Below are 19,598 nucleotides of genomic sequence, written 5' to 3'. Positions count from 1 at the left end.
ACCAGGTGCACCGCGTCATCGTTCATCGCGCTCGGCGTGAATCATCAAGGTTGACCTGAACCTGCTCCCACACCCATCACTTAACCCATATGCTGATAAGCCGCCACATCCTGCAGGCCAGTGGTCAACCCAGTCGCCGGCGCGTAAATCGTGCCTCTCACCGCCGAGAACTTGACCCCGTTGCTGCCTAGCGAAACGTAGCGCTCGCCCTGGTCCAGTTCGGTGAAGAAGGTGTACGAGCACTTTTCCATCGCTTTGTATTTCGCGGCGGCGCTGGCCATCGCGTTGTGGTGGTTTTGCAGGTCGGTCGGGGTCAGGTTGGTGGTTTTGTTCAGCGGCACACCCCAGCGTTTCAAGCACACTTCGGCAAAGTGGCGGACGATCAGGCCGGGTTCGGCCAGCGCTTTAGGGCCGCTGACACCATCGGCGGCGGCGTTGCCGACCAGCGTGCCGTGGCGGCCGGGCATCGGGTAGATGTGAGTGCGGGTGCCGGTGGCCGTTTGCGGGATGACGCAGCTGAAGCCTTTGGAGCGTTCGTCCCGGGCGTAGAAGCCAACGTATTCTTTTACGTTGGCATTCAGTTTGACTTTTTCTTCCTGAAAATTACCGATGCCCGGCACCGGATCTATCGCAAAGATGTTCACCGGGATGTTCTTCAGTGTACTGTCCTTGAACATGGCATTGGCCAGCATATGGCAACTAATGCCGCCGCGGCTCCAGCCTACCAAGTTGACGTTGGTTGGAATAACGCCGTCCTTGCGGAATGTTTTTATGATTTGTTCCTGTAACTTCTGTTGGGTCACGCTGCGGTCGCCGTAGTTGTACTTGCGCCACAACCAGGAACCTTCGACGATCACATCTTCAATAGGGATTCCGGCAGCCTTGAGACGGTTGTATTCAGCCTCCGTCAGTTTTTCACGTTCCCAGTCGCATTTGCCTTTGATGATGTTGATGGCGTGTTTGACGTTTTCTTCCCAGCCCTTGCCGAACAGCGTGCCGCTCAGGCCGTAGTCCCCGGATTTGGTGAACAGCTCGTCGGCTTGCAGGTTGCTGGTGCCGGGGCCGTCAATCACGATCCATTCGGCAAATTCGCGGCCGCCGTGATGGGAAGCCAGTGTCGAGACCAGTTCGCCGTTCCAGTAAGTCGGGTTCTGGTTGTCGAATTTGGTCGAACCGGTGCCGCAGAGGAAAATAGTTAATGTAGTCATTGTAGTGCTCTTGATGGGTTTAAGAGCTTGCAGACTAGCGAGCAGGCTCCCACAGTGGATTGTGGTGAATGCGTCAATCGGTGGTGGTTTTTGGCAGGCGCTGTCGGGCGATGTCGAGCAGTTCATTGCCGTCCTGGGTCAGCAGGTACAACCCGTTGATGATGTTGGGGATGTCGTCCGCATTGGCCTGTTTGAAGCACAGGCAATACAGCGTTTCGAGCAGATCGCTGGCGGCGCGGATGCGTTGTCGGGCAGCGTCGAGGATGTCGTGAGGGTCGGCCTCCGTATCGATGACCAACACGGGCGTTTCGCTGTAGCTGGTTTTGAGCGGGCGATAGCGGTCTTGCATGAGGTCTGTCCTGTATTCAGCGGCGCGGCAAACTATAGAGGCGCGCATCCAGGCGTCGCAATACCGCGCAAATGGACGGGGTTTGTAGGGGATTTACCTGCGTTGTGGCCTTTTGCCTACGTGTTCCCCGAGGCTTTTTTCAGCAATTCCCCTAGAGGTCGAATTTCCTACGTGTTTGTCAGGCGAAGCGCATCAATCCTCTGTAAGGTGCGCGCCAGAATCTGTAGGACGTTTCGAAAAACGTCCTTTCAACGCTTAAAGGGAATTAAGTATGCAATGGCTACGTATGGCCTCGGTTTTGTTGCTGTGGGCGGGTGTTTGTCGGTTGGCGAGCGCAGCTGACGCTAGCAACCCGATGGTCCTCGCCAATATGGATCGCACCGGTTGGCCGGATGCCCTGACCAGCCAGGCGAACGTGGACACCGCGTCCCGCGCCGAGGTGTTGATGTTCGGCAAGGCACTGCTGGCCAGTGAAATGCTCGACGAACACAGTCTGAAACAGCGACTGGGCGTGCAGGATGTGAAGCTCAAGTCGGTCAGGCAGGTGCGTGACGGGTTGTGGGATCGGTTACTGGCCACTTACCGCGGCGCCAGTCAGAACTGCGACGACGAACCCTTCTGCCCCCGCGTGCGAAGCGTCGCCGACTTGCGTCAGTTGGCGGCGGCTTTCACGGGGGAAATCAGCCCGGCCCATGCGGTTTGGGCGAGTAGAAGCCAGGTGTTTCATGAGCAGGCGCTGAATGAGCAACTGCGGGTGGCGGTGTTGGTGCCCTGAGTCAATTCCGGTTGTTGCGCTGACTTGACTGGCCTCTTCGCGAGCAAGCTCGCTCCCACATTGAAATGCATTTCCCTGTGGGAGCGGGCTTGCTCGCGAAAGCAATCTCCCCACCGCCCGAATCCTCAAGTCTGACCTTGTCCATGTTGCATCCGCTGTATCATCCCGTATCGTTTTGGTCCCCGACCTTTTCTCGACTCGCTGCGTTTGCCGGCTAGGCTTTGGGCTTCGCAGCGGTCAACGGAGTGACAGCTTATGCACAACACCCTGGAACAGGTTTTCGGTTATCCACAGTTTCGGCCTGGCCAGGAGGCGGCGGTCAGCGCGGTGTTGGCCGGGCGCTCGGCGGCGGCGATTTTCCCCACCGGCTCGGGCAAGTCCCTTTGTTATCAATTGCCGGCCCTTTTACTGCCGCATCTGACGCTGGTGGTCTCGCCACTGCTGGCATTGATGCAGGATCAGTTGGCGTTCCTTCAACGCCATGGCATTGCAGCGGGCAGCATCGATTCGGCCCAGAGTCGGGACGACGCAAGTGATGTGATGGCCCGGGCCAGGTCCGGCGAGCTGAAGATTTTGATGATCTCCGTGGAGCGCCTGAAGAACGAACGCTTCCGCAATTTCCTGCAGCAGGTGCCGATCTCGTTGTTGGTGGTGGACGAGGCCCACTGCATCTCGGAGTGGGGCCACAATTTTCGCCCGGACTATTTGAAGCTGCCGGACTACCAGCGCCAGTTCAATATCCCGCAGGCCCTGCTGCTGACCGCCACTGCGACGCCCAAAGTGATCGCGGACATGGAGGCCAAATTCGCCATCGCCCCCGAAGACGTGGTGACCACCGGTTTCTACAGGCCGAACCTTAATCTGCTGGTCGAGCCGGTACGTGGTCAGGACAAACGCCGACGACTCGTCGAATGGATGAGCGAACGTCCCGGTCAGCCGAGCATCGTTTACGTCACCCTGCAAAAAACCGCCGAGCAGATTGCCGAGCACCTGAACCGCAATGGCATCCAGGCCGAGGCCTATCACGCCGGCTTGGCCCACGATAAACGTGAGGGTATCCAGCAACGCTTTATGGGCGGGCGCTCCAATTGCATCGTTGCCACCATCGCGTTTGGCATGGGCATCGACAAGAGTGACATCCGCAACGTGGTGCATTTCGACCTGCCCAAGTCCATCGAGAACTACAGCCAGGAGATCGGCCGCGCAGGGCGTGATGGGCAGCCGTCCGACTGCCTGGTGTTGGCCAACCGCGACAGCCTCAATGTGCTGGAAAACTTTGTTTACGGCGACACGCCAGAACTGGACGGCATTCGCTGTGTACTCGATGAGATGCAAGCTGCTGCGCCGGAGGGGCAGTGGGAGTTTCTGTTGGGACCCTTGTCGGACCAGAGCAACATTCGCCAGCTGCCGCTCAAGACCTTGTTGGTGCAACTCGAACTGCGTGGTTTGATTGCCCCGCGTTACGCCTATTACGCCGAATACCGCTTCAAGTATTTGCAAGAACCGGAAGCTTTGCTGGCCCGCTTCGAGGGCGAGCGCAAAGACTTTGTCGCGGCCATTATCCAGACCTCCAGCCGCGCCCGAACCTGGGCCACAGTGAATTTCGATGCGCTCTATGAACAGCACCAAGCCGAGCGCAACCGGGTGGTCAAGGCGCTGGATTACTTCCAGGAACAGGGCTTGATCGAGCTGGAAAGCAAGCANATGACCGAGGTCTACAGCCTGCTGCAAGCGAATGTCGACAGTCAGGCACTGAGCGCCGAACTGCACGCCTATTTCACCCAGCATGAACGTACCGAGATTGCTCGGATTCACGCGATGCTGGATCTGTTCGCCACCGACCATTGCCTGGGCTATCGCCTGGCCGAGTACTTCGGCGATGAAAACGCGCCTCGTCAGTGCGGGCATTGTTCGGTGTGTCATGGGCAAGTGGCGCGGCTGCCATCGCCGCCGGAATTGCCGGCGCTTGTGGATAAAAACTTTGAAGCGCTGTGCGGTGATTTTATCCACAGGCATGAGCAGCACACCGGCAATGTGCCGTCGGCTGAACGCGTCACCCGGTTTTTGTGCGGGATCAGCGTGCCGCTGTTTACCAAGCTCAAGGCGCGTTCGATTTCGGGATTTGCGGCGCTGGAGAATTATCCGTATGCCGACGTGCGGGAGTGGGCTGAACAACATCTCGCAGGCTGAATTGTGCCCCACTGTGGGAGCGAGCTTGCTCGCGATGGCGGCGCTACAGTCAACATCAATGCTGAATGTGATGGCCCCATCGCGAGCAAGCTCGAAAACCGGCAACGGCAAATATGGAAAATACCTGGACCCACTGATGCGGGTAGCCGAGATGGTCCACCATGATGATTAGAAGGGACAAATTCAAGGCATACCCAAGGCTATGCGCAAAAATATAACGCGCCCCAGCACTCATCAGATTGCCATCATGGGAAAAGGTCCATTTTCGGTTACTGATAAAACTGATGGCGGTACCCACCGCGTAGAGTACGCTCATCGTGATTTTCGGTGTGCCGCCATAATAGGTAATCAACAAATAGATCAAATAGCCTAGAAAGTTAGTTATCAGACCGATTACGCCGTAACGCACTAACTCGATAATTGTCTTTTTCTTGGGGAGCTTGCCCAGTGATTTACGCATCTACCCAAACCGCCAGACCAAAACCGGATTTGCCATAACCATTACCGTTGTAGAGCATGTAACGTTGGTCTTTATGGATAAACACGTAGGGGTATTCGATCATCTCCGAGTCCCAATCATCAGCCGAGACATCAATGCCGCAAGCGCTCAAATCCAACTGCCAGGCTTGACCATCATTACTGCGCGCATACCCGATCCTGTAGGATTCCCCCGCACCACTTCGATAAGAAAACCACATTTCAAACCCGGTTTCTGTCGAGCCTATGACTGTTGGTCTCGAGAACGCTTGTGCTTGCCCAATAACGTAGGGAACCGCCAATCCTCGCCGATTCCAATGATGCCCGTCGGTAGAGGATGCGTAGTTCAAGGTATGCAGCATCTCTACATTGCCGGCATCCCAATTTGCGGTTGAGCCGTACCACATATCGTAACCATCGCTGTCACGGCGCATCACCCAAGGGTAGGAAAGACTAATGGGATCGGTAGCATCAGCACCCATGAAAGGCACCTGACTCTCAAGTTTCAACGTGAGATCCGCATTGACGATCAGTCGACCGATATCACCACGCCAATGGCCGGCTGCTGGGTTTTGCCAACCCATAAATAGCATGTACCGAATGCCGTCGGCCTCATAACAATTGCCGATGCTGACGCCATCTGCAAAAAAGCTTCCTTCGTTGCCATGCACAAACATCGGTTCGTCATGTTCACAGATCACTTGGCGAGTGATGATGTTGACATCAACCGCGCCCACTGAGGACCGGTTGTTGGCGTCTCTTCCGCTGTAATAAATCCGATAAACGTCGCCTTCAAGCAAAACGGGTAAGGGATTGGCAACGTGAGTCAAAAGCTTTGGATGCCGTCCGGTAATGGGGGGGCGGTAGAGCAGTCCCAGTTTTTTCCAGTGAGGGGTCATATCTTCCTCAACTTGGTGCTTGGCACTTTGGAGCGCTCAGTCGCTGAACCGACGTACAAGCCCTCGGGTTCGGCATCACTCAAGAGCAAGGCACCTGCACCGATGACGCACCGTTCACCGACTTTGATGTGATCGCGCAGCGTTGCGTTAACACCGATAAAGCACTGCTCACCGATGTCGACGCCTCCAGAAACCACCACGTGGGAAGCAATGAAGGCGTGATCCCTGATCGTGGAGTGATGGCCAATATGATTACCGCTCCACAGCGTCACGTTGTTGCCGATGGTGACAAAGGGCTGGATGGTGTTGTCTTCGAAAATGAAGCAGTTCTCTCCGATACGTCCTTCATTCAAAACCGTTGCGTGAGAGCTGATAAAGTTTGCAAACCGGTAGCCCATTGCCTTGCCGGCAAGGTACTTTTCTTTGCGCACAGCATTGAGTTTCGAGTAGCTCAATGCGACGAACAATTCGAATCGATCTGGCGGATACTGCGTAGAGAGCTCCTCAAATGCGCATACAGGAAGCCCGCAAAATGTCGGGTCGGTGACGTACGCCGCGTTGACAGTAAACGCGACAACTTCATAGTCTGAATCCGAGGAAAAATAATAATGGGCAAGTTGTGCAATATCGCCCGCTCCAAAGATAATCAACGGTTTCTTCATGGTTGTTTCCTCACCAGGATGGTGAACTCATAGAGATCATAATCATGAAGAAGCGCCACATTGCGCGAATAACGACGTTTACAAAGATCGAACAGTTTGCAAGGGTCAGCGTAGTAAAGATATTCACGCATCTTGTCGGCATCGGAGTAGGACGTCAGGCAATTGAAGGCGAATCCCAATCGGCTGGTCTTGTCGAGCGTATCGAGTACACCTTCAAGGTAAGTGGACCACTCTAAATCTGTTCTGCCCAGGCGGACGTTGAAAATGCCACTCGCAATTCCGTAGTCAGCGGTTCGCATGGGTTCGCTGCCGACATGGAACTGTACGTGGGATTGACCGTTGTAACGCAGCCTTGCGGCATTGACCATGTCTTCAGACACATCGATGCCGTCGTAGGAAAATGCGCTGTGTCGCTCCTGCAAAAAGTCGTAGAACGCACCGTAGCCACTGCCGACATCATTGATGGAAAAGGGCTTTTCGCTGTCAATGATGTTGTTGAGTTGCTTAAACCGCAGGTACTGCCCTTCTTTACCATTCCAGTCCACCCCTTGAGGCGTCTCGCCGTGCTCGGCAAGTTTCGAGGAGTAGTACTCGGCAACTTCAGACAAAAGTTCGGTTTTATCGCTTTCCATGAACTTGCCTCACAATGGTATAGGGACGCTGTTTGGTCTCGGAGAATATCTTTGACAAATAAATGCCGACAACACCTATAAAAGAAATGATCATCCCGCCCAACAGCCAAATAGAGGCCATCACCGAGGTCCAGCCATCGACGGGTGTGGCCTGCGTGAGTTTGATGATCAGTAGATAAGTGATGTAAACGCATGACAACAGTGAAATGGCCAGGCCAATATAAAAAATACCAATCAGTGGTGCATTGCTGAATGAGGTGACGGAATTGACCAGCAGCGACATTTTCCGGCGAAACGTATACGTTGTTTCGCTAGTGCTGTGTTTTTTTATGAGGCGAGGGTTTTGAACGAAACCTGTGATGTGCCACAGGCCTGCCATAAACACTTCACGTTCTTGATGGCTGAGCAGTGCATCCACATAACGACGGGTCATCAATCGTGCAGTCACGATGTTCTCTGGAAGGTTGAGGCCCGTGAGTAGCCTGAACAAGCCATAGAACCAGCGCCCACTGATACGCTCCAGAAAATTGCCTTTGCGTCGTTCCTGCACGCCATAGACCACGTCATTTTGGTCTTCTGCCATTTGTTGCGCGAACGTGAGCAGCCATTCCGGTTCTTCTTCCAGATCACTATCGATCAGAAATATGCGCTCACCGGTGGCGTGTGCCAGGCCGGTCATCATCGCCTTGTGATGGCCGAAATTGCGCGACAGGTCGACAACCACGATGTGGCCGTCCTGCTCGGTCAAACGCACTGCGGTTTCCAGACTGTTGTCGGGTGAGCCATCGTTTACAAGGACGATTTCATAATCATCACCAACCAGCTTTTGTGCGGCAGCGCTTGCTCGCTGGTGAAACTCAGCCAGGTAAGCAGCTGATTGATAAAGCGTCGCTACAATTGATAGTTTCATTGGCGTATGAATTTCATGAAGTTAGGCGTTTCTTTCCCACAATTGAATAACAAATCAAGAATGGTTACGTAGTGAGAAAAATCTCCCCAGAGCTGCGGATACTCAGGGTAGCCGGAATAGTCAAACCAGCTTAGCTGAATACCTCGGTCGAAGAACACATCGGCCTCAACGTAATCCCGTGCTGCCGGGCCGGAAATGTACTCGGTGGCGCCAGCCTGCACACAGAGGTCCGCCAGGCGTTCGGTCTTGCCGTCGCTCAACGTATAGTCCGAAGAATTGCTGATGACCGTCGTAATCCCCAGATAGGTACAGATGCGCTCGAGAAAGGCTCTATTGAGGTCAGACAGCCGCGTGTAGGGACCTGTAAAGAGAGGTTCAAGCCAGGCTGAAATCTCTTCGAAGTGCGGCGAACGGCGATAATTTTGCTGCAAGGATTTCCAGTGAACCGACGCCCACTCGGAACCCTCGATTTCGGTTTCGAAAATTGTCTGGTGGTATTTGCCTTTGACTTTAACGGGCACGGTTAGCCATTGCAGACCCTGAGGTGTCTTGATCTGGTTTCGGTTGCGCCAGTCACGCCGGGTGTATTGCATGTCGTCATAGAGAATGAATTCATCGACAGCGGCAATCATGTCGAAATAACCCTTCCAGGGTATGTAATTGGATTGCACGATAGCGATTTTTTTCATTTCGTTCAGACGCCTCTTAAATGAATAAAATGCATGATTTATAAATCGTCCAGGTTCACACAGCAATAACCCATGTCATCACTCTTTTGTACATTACGAAACTGCAATGGCATCCATTCGCAGCGTGAAATGACACCAGGACTTTTCAGTTTTTTCAAGAAGGGCAATAGTCGACCATTTGACAGGTCGCCGCCGAAGCCATATTCGGATACATAAAGAACATGTATGGGGTTTTTCGCTTTCATATAAGCGAAATACGTCATGTGATCGACAACCATATTTCGTGTGTTGTCCGGAGGCAGACCACAGGATGCACCAAGCTTCTCAATGGATTTCAAGTGGGATTGGGTATTGAAAACCGGAATGGACAAGGGTTGGCCAGGCAGCGTTGCTGCCGCAGACGCAGAGTTTTTTAGCGTGGCGGGAAATACTGCTAATAAGAGCGTCATCATCGAAAGGATGGAAATGATCAAGATGGCTGAGTAACCAACAGCCGAGTATCCACGCCATTTTGGGATGGTGATGTTATGCAATAACAAAGCGGCCAGGATGATGGCGATGGGTAAAAATTGGGTAGCTGCGTAGAAATTCTGAATATTGAAGAAAAGCGCATTGAATATGTCGGCGGATGCCAGCAATGCGGCCAGAAAGACGGGTGCGGATAACTTTCTTCTTACGATGTTGATCATAAAGATCAATAAGCCAGCAAGGTGCGTGCCGATGATAAAGGCGTAAAGCAGATATTTGATAACGAAGTTCAAGTACAGGAAAAAGCTGTCACTGCTTTCAATCGGCGGCAGCCAACCCGATTGCGAAACCGGATTGAAGGTCAAATGTAAAAGTAGTTTGTCCGGGAAATTCAGAAGGTTGTTTGACGCTGCGTTGATAAAATCAAGCGGTGCAGAGAATAACATTCCTGGCAACAGTGTGTTGGCCGCCAGTAACGCTTGCATTGCAGGTGCATCTGTACAAGCGGCAATAGCGTTCGATTCGTGGAGTACTTGAGCAAACAGCACCAGCGCATAGACGAGCAATGCGCAACGGATTAGCGTGTGATAAGTCTCGGTGGTCAACCACAGGGCGACCAATAAAAAAGGGAGGAAGAACAGGCTTTTTGGATGGACATAAAAAAAACAGGAAAGTATAAATGTCAGCAGCAATGCCCCCAGGCATTGTTTAAACACGGTTTTTTCGGCTTTAAAATAAAACGCGGTTAAACAAAAAACCAGAATAGGCAATGTCATAAACTGTTCGGAGCGAGACAGGACCAATAGATATGGCAATACGCCTAGTGATGAAAATGCAATAAGGCCGGCAAGACGTGTCATGCCGGATTTTTCATTTGTTTGCTTAAAGCACCAGAATGTAAGCAGGCCAAACCAAACCAGTGTTAAAACAATCCCGCTTAATCTCGTCCCAAGAGGGCTCAGGTTGCTATATATCGTCGAAATCAATGCAGCGGCGGGATAAAAGACCCAGGAGACAGCCCGGTCGGACATTGTCGAGCATTGTGGAAAGAAAGACACCAAATGTTGGTCTTCAAGAAAAAACCTCGACACACTCCACTTTGACACAATTTCGTCAGAGTAGACGGGTATGACAATCCCGGACAGCAATGTAAAAAAAAATAGTCCGATAACTATGGAGGCGGTTCGTTCTGTCATTTTGTACATAGTTACGGCCTTGTGGGTGAAGCGGTACAGTTGTGAGCGGGCAATGCGCCTGCTGCTTTATAACGAGAATGCGACACTTTTTGAATGTCGAGGTGCACCGCTATAAGGCGGCCTCTCCCATGATATATTTTTGTTGATTAGTTGCTGGTCGCATTCAATAACAAGTCGGCAATTTTGTTTTGCTGCTGTTCGGTGAGCCCTACCCACATTGGCAGTCTTATCAAACGTTCCGACTGTTGGTTGGTCACCGTCAGTGGTCCGTGTGCTCGTCCATAGCGCTGTCCTGCTGGAGAGGAATGTAACGGAACGTAGTGAAATACCGCATCTACGGCGTTTTGTTTCAACCTGGTCAATACGTGTTGACGGTCAAAGCTTGGTNACAGCAACACGTAATACATGTGCGCATTGTGCTGACATTCATCCGGGACGATTGGACGACGCAATAATCCCTTCTGTTCAAGTGGTGCAAGGGCAGCATGGTAATAGTCCCAGGTCGCCAAACGTCGATTGGTGATGCTGGTAGCTTCTTCAAGTTGCGCCCAAAGAAACGCGGCGATCAACTCTCCAGGCAAAAAGGAAGAGCCTACTTCTTGCCAAGTATATTTATCTACCTGACCACGAAAGAAACGACTGCGATCAGTGCCTTTCTCTCGAATGATTTCTGCGCGTAACGACAGCTGCGGCTCATTTACCAAAAGAGCACCGCCCTCACCCGAAATCACATTCTTCGTTTCGTGAAAACTAAAAGCACCAAGATCACCGATACTTCCAAGAGCATGTCCTTTATAAGCAGACATCACACCTTGAGCGGCATCCTCAACGACTTTGAGTCCATGTTTACGAGCGATGTGCATGATCGTGTCCATCTCACAGGACACACCTGCATAATGAACAGGAACAATGGCCTTCGTGCGGGGCGTAATGGCTGCCTCAATCAGGCGTTCGTCGAGGTTCAGAGTGTCTTCTCTGATGTCGACGAATACAGGCACCGCACCTCGCAAAACAAAGGCATTGGCGGTGGAGACGAAAGTGTAGGAAGGCATGATGACTTCGTCACCGGGCTGGATGTCCAGCAGCAACGCGGTCATTTCAAGAGCAGCAGTACATGAGTGGGTCAAAAGCGCTTTGACAGACCCGGTTGTTTCTTCGAGCCAGCGGTGACATTTCTTGGTGAACGGACCATCTCCAGCGAGCACATTGCCGAGCTTCGCCTGTTCAATGAAATAAAACTCCTTACCTGTCATATAAGGTCGATTGAACGGGATTTTTCCGATACTCACGCGATGCCTCCGGGCCTGAATAGTTGTAGTGGTGTAGCCAGTCAGCAGATTGTTACTTTTTTGTATTTAGCCTGGCGAAACTTTAATCGAAGGGCCGCGAGCCCCACTGTGGGAGCGAGCTTGCTCGCGATGGCGGCGCTACAGTCAACATCAATGCTGAATGTGATGGCCCCATCGCGAGCAAGCTCGCTCCCACAGGGATTTGCATTAATCCTGCGGGCTCATCCATCCGCTGAATGTTGCTCATCACAGGAATAAATTTCAAAAATACCCAGCGGCTGACTATGGTGAGGTCTGTCTATGGATCGCCAACAAGAGAGCAAACATGAGCCAGACACCGTTCAACATTCAGCGCGCCGCCGTGATCGGTGCAGGCACCATGGGTCGTGGCATTGTCATGTGCCTGGCCAACGCCGGCGTTCCGGTGCAGTGGGTCGATAACAATCCGCAGATGCTGGAACAGGCGCTGGCCACCGTGGCGGACACCTGCGCGCACAATGTGCGCCAGGGTCGCATCGATCAGGCCGAGGCGGATGCGCGCATCGCACGGGTCACGGCGGCGGCCGATTATGCGTCGATCCGCGAGGTTGATCTGGTGATCGAAGCGGTTTACGAAAACCTTGAGCTCAAGCAAAAGATCTTCCGCGAACTGGACGGGCTGCTCAAACCCGAAGGCATTCTGGCCAGCAACACGTCGGCGCTGGATATCGACGCCATCGCCGCGGCGACTCGCCGTCCGGCACAGGTCTTGGGGCTGCACTTCTTCAGCCCGGCGCACATCATGAAATTGCTGGAAATCGTTCGCGGTGCGCAGACTTCGCCCGCCGTACTCGATGCGGCGCTGGAGCTGGGCAAGCGCATGGGCAAGGTCAGCGTGGTAGCGGGCAACTGCAACGGTTTCATCGGCAACCGCATGCTCAATACCTACGTGCTCGAAGCACGCAAGATGCTGCTTGAGGGCGCTTATCCCTATCAGGTGGATGCGGCGCTGCAAGGTTTCGGTTTTGCCATGGGGCCGTTTCGCATGTACGACGTGGTTGGCGTCGATCTGGGATGGCGCGCTCGGGAATTGGCTGGCGAAGGGCAGGATGCGCCTGAGGTTCAGGTGGATAACCGCTTGTGCGAATTGGGGCGTTTTGGTCAGAAGAGCGGCAATGGCTATTACCACTATGAACCGGGCAGTCGACAGGCTGAACACGATCCTGAAGTCGATGCGCTGGTGCTAAATGTTAGCGAAGGGCTTGGCTTCCAGCGTCGCGAGATAAGCCCTGAGGAGATTCTCGAGCGCTGTCTGCTGGCGCTGGTCAATGAAGGCGCGAAGATCCTTCAGGAAGGTATTGCGGGGTCGGCGCACGACATCGATCTGGTGTACCTCAACGGGTACGGTTTCCCGGCGGACAAGGGCGGGCCAATGGCGTGGGCGGATCAGCAAGGGCTGGCGGATATTCATCAGCGGTTGATGGCGCTGGAGACCCGTCAAGGCGATCACTGGAAACCGGCGCGCCTGATTGGTGAGTTAGAGGCGGTGGGTAAAGGGTTTGCGGATCGGTAGACTTCATCCACTTCAAGACGAGAGCTGCGCATGAACCAACGCACCGACTACCCGGATCTCGGTGGCCCACCCCTTCAAGTCTAAACATACAAGCGAGCCTGCTCTCGATAGTTAGAGGCGGTGGGTAAAGGGTTTGCGGATCGGTAGACTTCATCCACTTCAAGACGAGAGCTGCGCATGAACCAACGCACCGACTACCCGCACTTCCAGCCCATCACCACCCGTTGGCACGACAACGACGCCTACGGTCACGTCAACAATGTCACCTACTACAGCTTCTTCGACACGGCGGTGAACACCTACTTGATCGAAGTCGGCGGCCTGGATATCCATGACGGCGAGGTGGTGGGTTTTGTGGTGAGTTCGTCTTGCGATTACTTCGCCTCCATCGCCTTTCCGGACCGCATAGAGATTGGCCTGCGGGTGGGCAAGCTGGGTAACAGCTCGGTGCAGTATGAGTTGGCGGTGTTCAAGGCAGGCGAAGAGGAAGCCTGCGCGGCAGGGCGCTTTGTGCATGTGTTTGTGGATCGGACGTCGAATCAACCGGTGGCGATTCCAGCCGGATTGCGTGGTGCATTGGAGCGTCTGGTGGTTTGACGGACAAAAAAAATCGCAGCCCTTGGGCTGCGATTTTTTATCTATCGATCAGCGAAGCCGTTCAGGCCTCAATGATGACGATAGTGCTTGTTATGTTTGCGATGACCATAGGCATGACCTCGGCCCGGGTGGCCGTCACGGTAGTAACGACGGTCATCACGGCCGCCGCGATACGAGCGACGATCATCGTCTTCATCGCTCTTGTTGCCCATATAGTTACCCAGCGCGCCGCCCGCACCACCGCCGGCGGCTGCGCCGATCAGGCTGCCCGTGCTGCCGCCCATGCTGCGGCCCACCACGTTGCCACCGGCCGCGCCCAAGGCGCCACCGATAGCGGCTTCGCCACGGCTGCGTTTGTCNGCGCCGACTGCGCTACCACCCGCGCCGCCCAGGGCCGCGCCAATGGTGGAACCTGTATTGCCGCCCAGCGACTGACCGACGACCGAGCCAAGAACCCCGCCCAATGCGCCGCCCACNCCTGCTTCGGTGGTGCCACCGGCCATGGCTGCGCCACTGACCAGGCCAAGGGACAACAAGAGAATCGAGGAGAACTTCATAGAGAGACCTCAAGGGGATGACGGCGCGATCCTGAGGCTGTGTCCTGGTCGTGACAATCGAAATCCGACGAGTAACACGACTTGAGCACATTTCTATAAGTTACTGTTTTTTGGGCGGAACTTAAGGGTTTTTCGCCGGTCTTTAGCTACTTCGGATAGGCCGTTTTTGTGAAAAAACGGCCTTTTTTGTGGGCGATTGGAAAGTTGCGGGAGGCGATCATGTGTTGCCCTTGCGGGCGCCTTCGCGGGCAAGCCTCGCTCCTACAGGATCCGTGTCATGTACAAAAAATGCATACGACACAGAACCTGTGGGAGCGAGGCTTGCCCGCGAAAAGTCCGGACCTGCTGTCGCGTTAAGCCGACTTGGCCAAAATCAACCCGGTATCACTCGCCATTTCCAGACGGATCGCCACAAACTTCGACGTCGGNGTATGGCTGCCATCCCCGGTGCTTTCCAGTGGCACCAGCGGGTTCACTTCCGGGTAGTAAGCCGCCGCCTGCCCCGCAGGAATATCAAACGCCAGCAGCGTAAAGCCCTTCACCCGACGCTCACGCCCATCGTCCCAGATCGAAACGATGTCAGCCTTCTGCCCAGGCTTGAACCCCAGGCGGATGATGTCCGCTTCATTGACGAACAACACATCCCGCTGACCCTTCACGCCACGATAACGGTCATCCAGCCCATAAATGGTGGTGTTGTACTGATCGTGGGAGCGCATCGATTGCATGATCAGGTCCGGCACCCGGCCCGTGGCGTGGGTGCGTTCGTGCACCAGGTCTTTGGGCAGGACGTTCGGGCGGAAATTGGCGCGCCCTGACGGGGTGTTCCACTTGCGTGCCCCGGCGCTGTTGCCGAGGTAGAAACCGCCCGGATTCTTGATCTTCTCGTTGAAGTCGCGAAAGCCCGGAATGGTATCGGCGATCAGATCGCGAATGCGGCTGTAATCGGCCACCAGCCAGTTCCAGTCCACCGGTTTGCTGCCCAGGGTCGCGGCAGCGATGCCGGCGATGATCCACGGCTCCGAGCGCATCTGGTTCGACAGTGCCTGCAACTGGCCGTTGGAGGCGTGGACCATGCTGAACGAATCTTCGACGGTCACCGCTTGCGCGCCTTCGGTCTGGATGTCGATGTCGGTACGGCCCAGGCACGGCAGGATCAGCGCGTCTTTGCCGTGCATCAGGTGGCTGCGGTTGAGCTTGGTGCTGATCTGCACGGTCAGGTCGCAGCTGCGCAGCGCTTCGAAGGTGCGCGGGCTGTCCGGCGTCGCCTGGGCGAAGTTGCCACCCAGACCGATAAAGACTTTGGCGCGACCTTCGGCCATCGCGTGGATCGCCTCGACCACATTATGACCGTTTTCACGCGGCACCTTGAACTGGAAGCGCCGCTCCAGGGAATCGAGGAACGCCACCGGCGGACGTTCGTTGATGCCCATCGTCCGGTCGCCTTGCACGTTACTGTGGCCGCGCACCGGGCACAGGCCTGCGCCTGGGCGGCCGATGTTGCCGCGCAGCAGCATCAGGTTGGCGATTTCCTGGATGGTCGGCACCGAGTGGCGGTGCTGGGTGATGCCCATCGCCCAGCACATGATCACGTTCTTGCCTTTGGCGTACATGCGCGCCGCTTGCTCAAGCTCAACCAGGGTCAGGCCGGACTGCGCGACGATCTCATCCCACGAGGTGTCGTCGATCTGGCCGAGGTATTCCAACACGTTGGCGCTGTGTTCATTGAGGAAGTCGTGATCGAACACGGAAGGGTTACCGGTCTGCTGCGCTTCGCGCTCCCAATGCAGCAGGAATTTCGCCATGCCGCGCAACACCGCCATGTCGCCGCCGAGCGCCGGGCGGAAGTAAGCGGTGTTGGTCGGCTTGTCGCCGTTGGTGAGCATTTCCAGCGGGTGTTGCGGGTGTTGGAAGCGTTCCAGCCCGCGCTCTTTGAGTGGGTTGATGCACACCACCTGCGCCCCGCGTTTCACGGCTTCGCGCAAAGGTTCGAGCATCCGCGGATGGTTGGTGCCCGGGTTCTGGCCCCAGACAAAAATCGCATCGGCGTGTTCGAAGTCGTCGAAGGTCACGGTGCCTTTGCCGACGCCCACGCTTTGCGCCAGGGCCACGCCGCTGGCCTCGTGACACATGTTCGAACAATCCGGGAAGTTGTTGGTGCCGTAGGCGCGCACAAACAGCTGATACAGGTACGCCGCTTCGTTGCTGGCGCGGCCCGAGGTGTAGAACTCGGCCTGATTCGGGCTCGACAGGCCCTGCAAATGTTTGGCGATCAAGGCGAACGCCGCTTCCCAGCTGATCGGCTTGTAGCGATCTGTTTCCGCGTCATAGCTTAATGGCTCGGTCAGACGGCCCTGGTACTCCAGCCAATAGTCGCTCTGCTCCAGCAGCGCAGTGACGCTGTGCTTGGCGAAGAAGGCAGCATCCACACGGCGTTTGGTGGCCTCCCAGTTCACCGCTTTGGCGCCGTTCTCGCAGAACGCCACCATGCCGGCTTCGTTGGAATCGCCCCAGGCGCAACCGGGGCAGTCGAATCCGCCGTTCTTGTTGGTTTTGAGCATCATGCGCAGGTTTTTCAGCGCGTTGTCGCTGGTCAGCCAGGCCTGCGCCACGCTGATCAGTGCGCCCCAGCCGCCGGCCGGGCCTTTGTAGGGCTTGTAGCGAGGGACGGGTTTCTGGTCGGCTTGACGGTGTTGACTCACGCTTGTTTCTCCAATGCCGGGCTGTAGACCCGCGGTGCATTCTTCTGGGGCAGATGGATGAGNTTGAGGTTGTGGCGGCGGGCCCATTGCACGGCCAGGCCGGTAGGCGACGACAGGCTGACCAGGGTCTGGATGCCTGCGCGCAAAACTTTCTGGATCAGTTCGAGGCTGCAGCGGCTGGTGACAATCGCCAGGCCGCCTTCAGTCGGGATCTTCTGGCGGATCAGTGCGCCGATCAACTTGTCGAGGGCGTTATGCCGGCCGATGTCTTCACGGCCCATCAGCAACTCGCCCTGGTTGTTCATAAATACCGCCGCATGCACTGCGCCGGAGTACTGGCCAAGAGGCTGGAACGCACCGATGCGCTGGCGCAAACCGTCCAGCCATTCGGCGGGAGGCAGGGGCGCACCGGGCAACACTTTTAGGTCCGGCAATGCCTGTTCCACCGCCTCCACGCCGCAGAGCCCGCAGCCGCTGGTGCCGGCCATTTGCCGACGCTGCTGCTTGAGGTTCCAGAACGCGCGATTGGCGATGGTCACTTGCGCGTATTGCGCCGAGCCCGAACCGCTGAGTTGCAGGTCATAGATGTCGGACGCGTCNGCAATAATGCCACTACCGATACTGAAACCGACGATGAAGTCTTCCAGATCCGTCGGCGTCACCAGCATCACGGCTTGGCTGATGCCGTTATAAGCGATTGCCAGCGCGACTTCCTCGGCGAGCGCGGTGCTGGCCGATTCGGTGTATTGAAGGTCGTTGTAACTGTAGGTCTGGCTGGCGGCGGGCGCGGGCGTTTCTGTGGCCGGCACCGGGCAGGCAGGGCGCTTGGCGTTCATGGGGCATCACCGACGGTTTGGTCAGGTTTAAGCCTAGGCGCGTCAACATGTCGCGTCTAATCGCTATTACTGATCTGCCGATAGATGACGTCGATCAAGAAGCTGTCAGCGATTTCTGATAGATCGCAAAGCAGGCTTCGGCCAGCGCTGAGCGCGGGGCGCTGCGGCGCATGATCAGCCCAAGCCGGGCAAGGGTTTTGGCGTTTTCGATGGGTTGCAAACGCAAGTGATCGGTGAGGTTTTCCAGGCCGCCATCCAGCGGCATCACCGCGCAGCAGAGGCCACCGTGCACCGCTTGTAACAATTGATGGACGGCGTCGGTTTGCAGAAGCGGCTGGGGCGTCAGGCCGCGGCTGTGGAANTTGTGGTCGATTGACTGACGAAAGTGCATGCCGCTGGTGAGCATGCCCAACGGCAATTCAATCAGTGCTTCCCAACTCAACGGCTTGTCGCCGAAGCTGAAAAACCGTTGGTCGTAGAGCAGGCCCATGCGGGTTTCGCTGAAGGCCAGGGAGTCGAAACGCTCGTTGTCNAGNCGCTCCAGATACGACACGCCGAGGTCCAAGCGATTGCTCGCCAGCTGTTCGAGGATTTGTTCGGAGCTTAATGCCGAGAGCTCAAAGCGCAGGTTCGGGTGTTCTTTGTGCAGTTGTTGCATCAACGNCAGNGGATCGAAACTCGACAGCGGCACCACGCCCAGNCGCAACGTACCCACGAGGTTGCCGCGACAGGCCGCCGCTTCCGCCTGCAAGCCGTCATAGGCCGCCAGTACGGTGCGTGCCCATGCCAGGACGCGCTCGCCCGGCGCGGTGAAGCCTTCGAAGCGCTGGCCACGGTTGACCAGTTGCAAGTCCAGTTCTTCTTCGAGGTTGCGCAGGCGCATCGACAGAGTCGGCTGGGTGATATGGCAACGCGCGGCCGCCTGGCCAAAGTGCCGGGTCTCGTCGAGGGCGATGAGGAATTTCAACTGTTTGATGTCCATCTTCGCTCCAGGGTGCGGTGAGGGTCGGGATTCTAGCGCTTGTGCCGGATCAGCGTCATTGGTCGGGTTGGAATCGGGGGTTTCAAGCTTGGTCTAGGCTTTTGCGTCTGGAACCTAAAACCCAAGGAGAGTGCACCATGAGTATTTTTAGNTTCGTGAAAGAAGCAGGCGAAAAACTTATCGACCTGCTGACGCCGGGCAACGCCAATGCCAGCGAGCAGTTGAAGGAACACATCAGCAAAGTCGGACTGGGTAACCCGAATGTGCAGGCCACGGTGGATGGCGACAAGGTCACCGTGACGGGTGAAGTCGGCAGTCAGGAAGAGAAGGAGAAGATCCTGCTGGCCGTAGGCAATATCGCCGGTGTTGGTAGTGTGGATGACCAGATTACTGTGACCGGGCCGGTGGTAGTGGCCGCAAAGTTTGTCACCGTCGTGAAGGGCGACACTCTCAGCGCGATTTCCCTGCGCGTGTATGGCGATGCCAACAAGTACAACAAAATCTTTGAGGCCAACAAACCGATGCTCAAGCACCCGGACAAAATCTATCCGGGGCAGTCGTTGCGGATTCCTGAGTAACCCTCAAGACCATGTGATGGCCATCGCCAGCAAGCCGGCTCCTACAGGAT

Annotated in this window: 19 protein-coding genes; 5 read left to right on the top strand and 14 right to left on the bottom strand. The window is 55.6% G+C overall.

Features of this window, described 5'->3' with window-relative positions:
* Positions 1-80: 80 nt before the first annotated feature.
* The gene (locus B7L09_RS16030) at positions 81-1,208 is read right to left on the bottom strand and encodes a hypothetical protein (protein WP_010464750.1); all 1,128 of its coding nucleotides are present in this window, start codon (positions 1,206-1,208) and stop codon (positions 81-83) included.
* 73 nt (positions 1,209-1,281) lie between these two features.
* Positions 1,282-1,557 (bottom strand): hypothetical protein, encoded by a 276-nt coding sequence (locus B7L09_RS16025; protein WP_094469649.1) that lies wholly within the window; start codon positions 1,555-1,557, stop codon positions 1,282-1,284.
* A 271-nt stretch (positions 1,558-1,828) separates the two neighbouring features.
* On the opposite strand from B7L09_RS16025, the gene B7L09_RS16020 reads away from it, so the two are divergent.
* Both B7L09_RS16020 and B7L09_RS16015 read left to right on the top strand, forming a co-directional pair.
* Positions 1,829-2,332, top strand: a complete 504-nt coding sequence (locus B7L09_RS16020) for a polysaccharide deacetylase (protein ID WP_094469648.1) — start codon at positions 1,829-1,831, stop codon at positions 2,330-2,332.
* 255 nt (positions 2,333-2,587) lie between these two features.
* Positions 2,588-4,522, top strand: a complete 1,935-nt coding sequence (locus tag B7L09_RS16015; protein WP_094469647.1) for a RecQ family ATP-dependent DNA helicase — start codon at positions 2,588-2,590, stop codon at positions 4,520-4,522.
* 55 nt (positions 4,523-4,577) lie between these two features.
* On the opposite strand, the gene B7L09_RS16010 is transcribed toward B7L09_RS16015, so the two are convergent.
* From B7L09_RS16010 to rffA, 8 genes are all read right to left on the bottom strand, one after another.
* Positions 4,578-4,982, bottom strand: coding sequence for a GtrA family protein (locus B7L09_RS16010; protein WP_094469646.1), 405 nt, complete (start codon positions 4,980-4,982; stop codon positions 4,578-4,580).
* Complete coding sequence (locus B7L09_RS16005; protein WP_010464740.1) at positions 4,975-5,898, bottom strand: glycoside hydrolase family protein; 924 nt, start codon at positions 5,896-5,898, stop codon at positions 4,975-4,977. The genes B7L09_RS16010 and B7L09_RS16005 overlap by 8 nt, the downstream gene beginning before the upstream one ends.
* On the bottom strand, positions 5,895-6,560 hold the full coding sequence (locus B7L09_RS16000; RefSeq protein WP_010464737.1) for an acetyltransferase: 666 nt from the start codon (positions 6,558-6,560) through the stop codon (positions 5,895-5,897). The genes B7L09_RS16005 and B7L09_RS16000 overlap by 4 nt, the downstream gene beginning before the upstream one ends.
* Entirely contained in the window at positions 6,557-7,192 is a 636-nt protein-coding gene (locus B7L09_RS15995) for a class I SAM-dependent methyltransferase (RefSeq protein ID WP_010464736.1), read from the bottom strand. Before B7L09_RS15995 ends, B7L09_RS16000 begins: the two co-directional genes overlap by 4 nt.
* Positions 7,179-8,102 carry a glycosyltransferase family 2 protein gene (locus B7L09_RS15990; RefSeq protein WP_010464734.1) on the bottom strand — a complete coding sequence of 308 codons (924 nt, stop codon included), beginning with the start codon at positions 8,100-8,102 and terminating at the stop codon, positions 7,179-7,181. The genes B7L09_RS15995 and B7L09_RS15990 overlap by 14 nt, the downstream gene beginning before the upstream one ends.
* Entirely contained in the window at positions 8,099-8,791 is a 693-nt protein-coding gene (locus B7L09_RS15985) for a WbqC family protein (protein ID WP_010464732.1), read from the bottom strand. The genes B7L09_RS15990 and B7L09_RS15985 overlap by 4 nt, the downstream gene beginning before the upstream one ends.
* 38 nt (positions 8,792-8,829) lie before the next feature.
* Complete coding sequence (locus B7L09_RS15980) at positions 8,830-10,290, bottom strand: hypothetical protein (RefSeq protein ID WP_238547501.1); 1,461 nt, start codon at positions 10,288-10,290, stop codon at positions 8,830-8,832.
* 311 nt (positions 10,291-10,601) lie between these two features.
* Positions 10,602-11,744: a dTDP-4-amino-4,6-dideoxygalactose transaminase gene (gene rffA / locus B7L09_RS15975; RefSeq protein WP_094469645.1), complete on the bottom strand. Its 1,143-nt coding sequence runs from the start codon at positions 11,742-11,744 to the stop codon at positions 10,602-10,604.
* A gap of 325 nt (positions 11,745-12,069) precedes the next feature.
* Between rffA and B7L09_RS15970 the strand changes: the two genes are divergently transcribed.
* Together B7L09_RS15970 and B7L09_RS15965 are read left to right on the top strand one after the other, a co-directional pair.
* A complete protein-coding gene (locus B7L09_RS15970; RefSeq protein ID WP_094469644.1) occupies positions 12,070-13,296 on the top strand; it encodes a 3-hydroxyacyl-CoA dehydrogenase in 1,227 nt (408 codons plus the stop codon).
* 177 nt (positions 13,297-13,473) lie between these two features.
* Positions 13,474-13,893, top strand: a complete 420-nt coding sequence (locus B7L09_RS15965) for an acyl-CoA thioesterase (RefSeq protein ID WP_094469643.1) — start codon at positions 13,474-13,476, stop codon at positions 13,891-13,893.
* Positions 13,894-13,961: 68 nt separating this feature from the next.
* On the opposite strand, the gene B7L09_RS15960 is transcribed toward B7L09_RS15965, so the two are convergent.
* The 4 genes from B7L09_RS15960 to B7L09_RS15945 form a co-directional block, all read right to left on the bottom strand.
* The gene (locus B7L09_RS15960) at positions 13,962-14,450 is read right to left on the bottom strand and encodes a glycine zipper domain-containing protein (RefSeq protein WP_094469642.1); all 489 of its coding nucleotides are present in this window, start codon (positions 14,448-14,450) and stop codon (positions 13,962-13,964) included.
* Between the two features lie 353 nt (positions 14,451-14,803).
* Positions 14,804-17,152, bottom strand: a complete 2,349-nt coding sequence (locus B7L09_RS15955) for an FdhF/YdeP family oxidoreductase (protein ID WP_094469641.1) — start codon at positions 17,150-17,152, stop codon at positions 14,804-14,806.
* Entirely contained in the window at positions 17,149-17,988 is an 840-nt protein-coding gene (gene fdhD / locus B7L09_RS15950; protein ID WP_094469640.1) for a formate dehydrogenase accessory sulfurtransferase FdhD, read from the bottom strand. Before fdhD ends, B7L09_RS15955 begins: the two co-directional genes overlap by 4 nt.
* Positions 17,989-18,082: 94 nt before the next feature.
* Entirely contained in the window at positions 18,083-18,970 is an 888-nt protein-coding gene (locus tag B7L09_RS15945) for a LysR family transcriptional regulator (RefSeq protein ID WP_094469639.1), read from the bottom strand.
* A 137-nt stretch (positions 18,971-19,107) separates the two neighbouring features.
* On the opposite strand from B7L09_RS15945, the gene lysM reads away from it, so the two are divergent.
* A complete protein-coding gene (lysM, locus tag B7L09_RS15940) occupies positions 19,108-19,548 on the top strand; it encodes a peptidoglycan-binding protein LysM (RefSeq protein WP_094469638.1) in 441 nt (146 codons plus the stop codon).
* Positions 19,549-19,598: the final 50 nt, after the last annotated feature.

The organism is Pseudomonas mandelii (assembly GCF_002251635.1).
GTDB lineage: Bacteria > Pseudomonadota > Gammaproteobacteria > Pseudomonadales > Pseudomonadaceae > Aquipseudomonas > Aquipseudomonas mandelii_B.
This window is presented reverse-complemented; position numbering and strand designations above follow the sequence as displayed.

Coding starts and splice junctions, on each gene's coding strand:
- B7L09_RS16030 (WP_010464750.1), bottom strand. CDS start 1,208: ATGACTACATTAACTATTTTCCTCTGCGGCACCGGTTCGACCAAATTC.
- B7L09_RS16025 (WP_094469649.1), bottom strand. CDS start 1,557: ATGCAAGACCGCTATCGCCCGCTCAAAACCAGCTACAGCGAAACGCCC.
- B7L09_RS16020 (WP_094469648.1), top strand. CDS start 1,829: ATGCAATGGCTACGTATGGCCTCGGTTTTGTTGCTGTGGGCGGGTGTT.
- B7L09_RS16010 (WP_094469646.1), bottom strand. CDS start 4,982: ATGCGTAAATCACTGGGCAAGCTCCCCAAGAAAAAGACAATTATCGAG.
- B7L09_RS16005 (WP_010464740.1), bottom strand. CDS start 5,898: ATGACCCCTCACTGGAAAAAACTGGGACTGCTCTACCGCCCCCCCATT.
- B7L09_RS16000 (WP_010464737.1), bottom strand. CDS start 6,560: ATGAAGAAACCGTTGATTATCTTTGGAGCGGGCGATATTGCACAACTT.
- B7L09_RS15995 (WP_010464736.1), bottom strand. CDS start 7,192: ATGGAAAGCGATAAAACCGAACTTTTGTCTGAAGTTGCCGAGTACTAC.
- B7L09_RS15990 (WP_010464734.1), bottom strand. CDS start 8,102: ATGAAACTATCAATTGTAGCGACGCTTTATCAATCAGCTGCTTACCTG.
- B7L09_RS15985 (WP_010464732.1), bottom strand. CDS start 8,791: ATGAAAAAAATCGCTATCGTGCAATCCAATTACATACCCTGGAAGGGT.
- B7L09_RS15980 (WP_238547501.1), bottom strand. CDS start 10,290: ATGTCCGACCGGGCTGTCTCCTGGGTCTTTTATCCCGCCGCTGCATTG.
- B7L09_RS15970 (WP_094469644.1), top strand. CDS start 12,070: ATGAGCCAGACACCGTTCAACATTCAGCGCGCCGCCGTGATCGGTGCA.
- B7L09_RS15965 (WP_094469643.1), top strand. CDS start 13,474: ATGAACCAACGCACCGACTACCCGCACTTCCAGCCCATCACCACCCGT.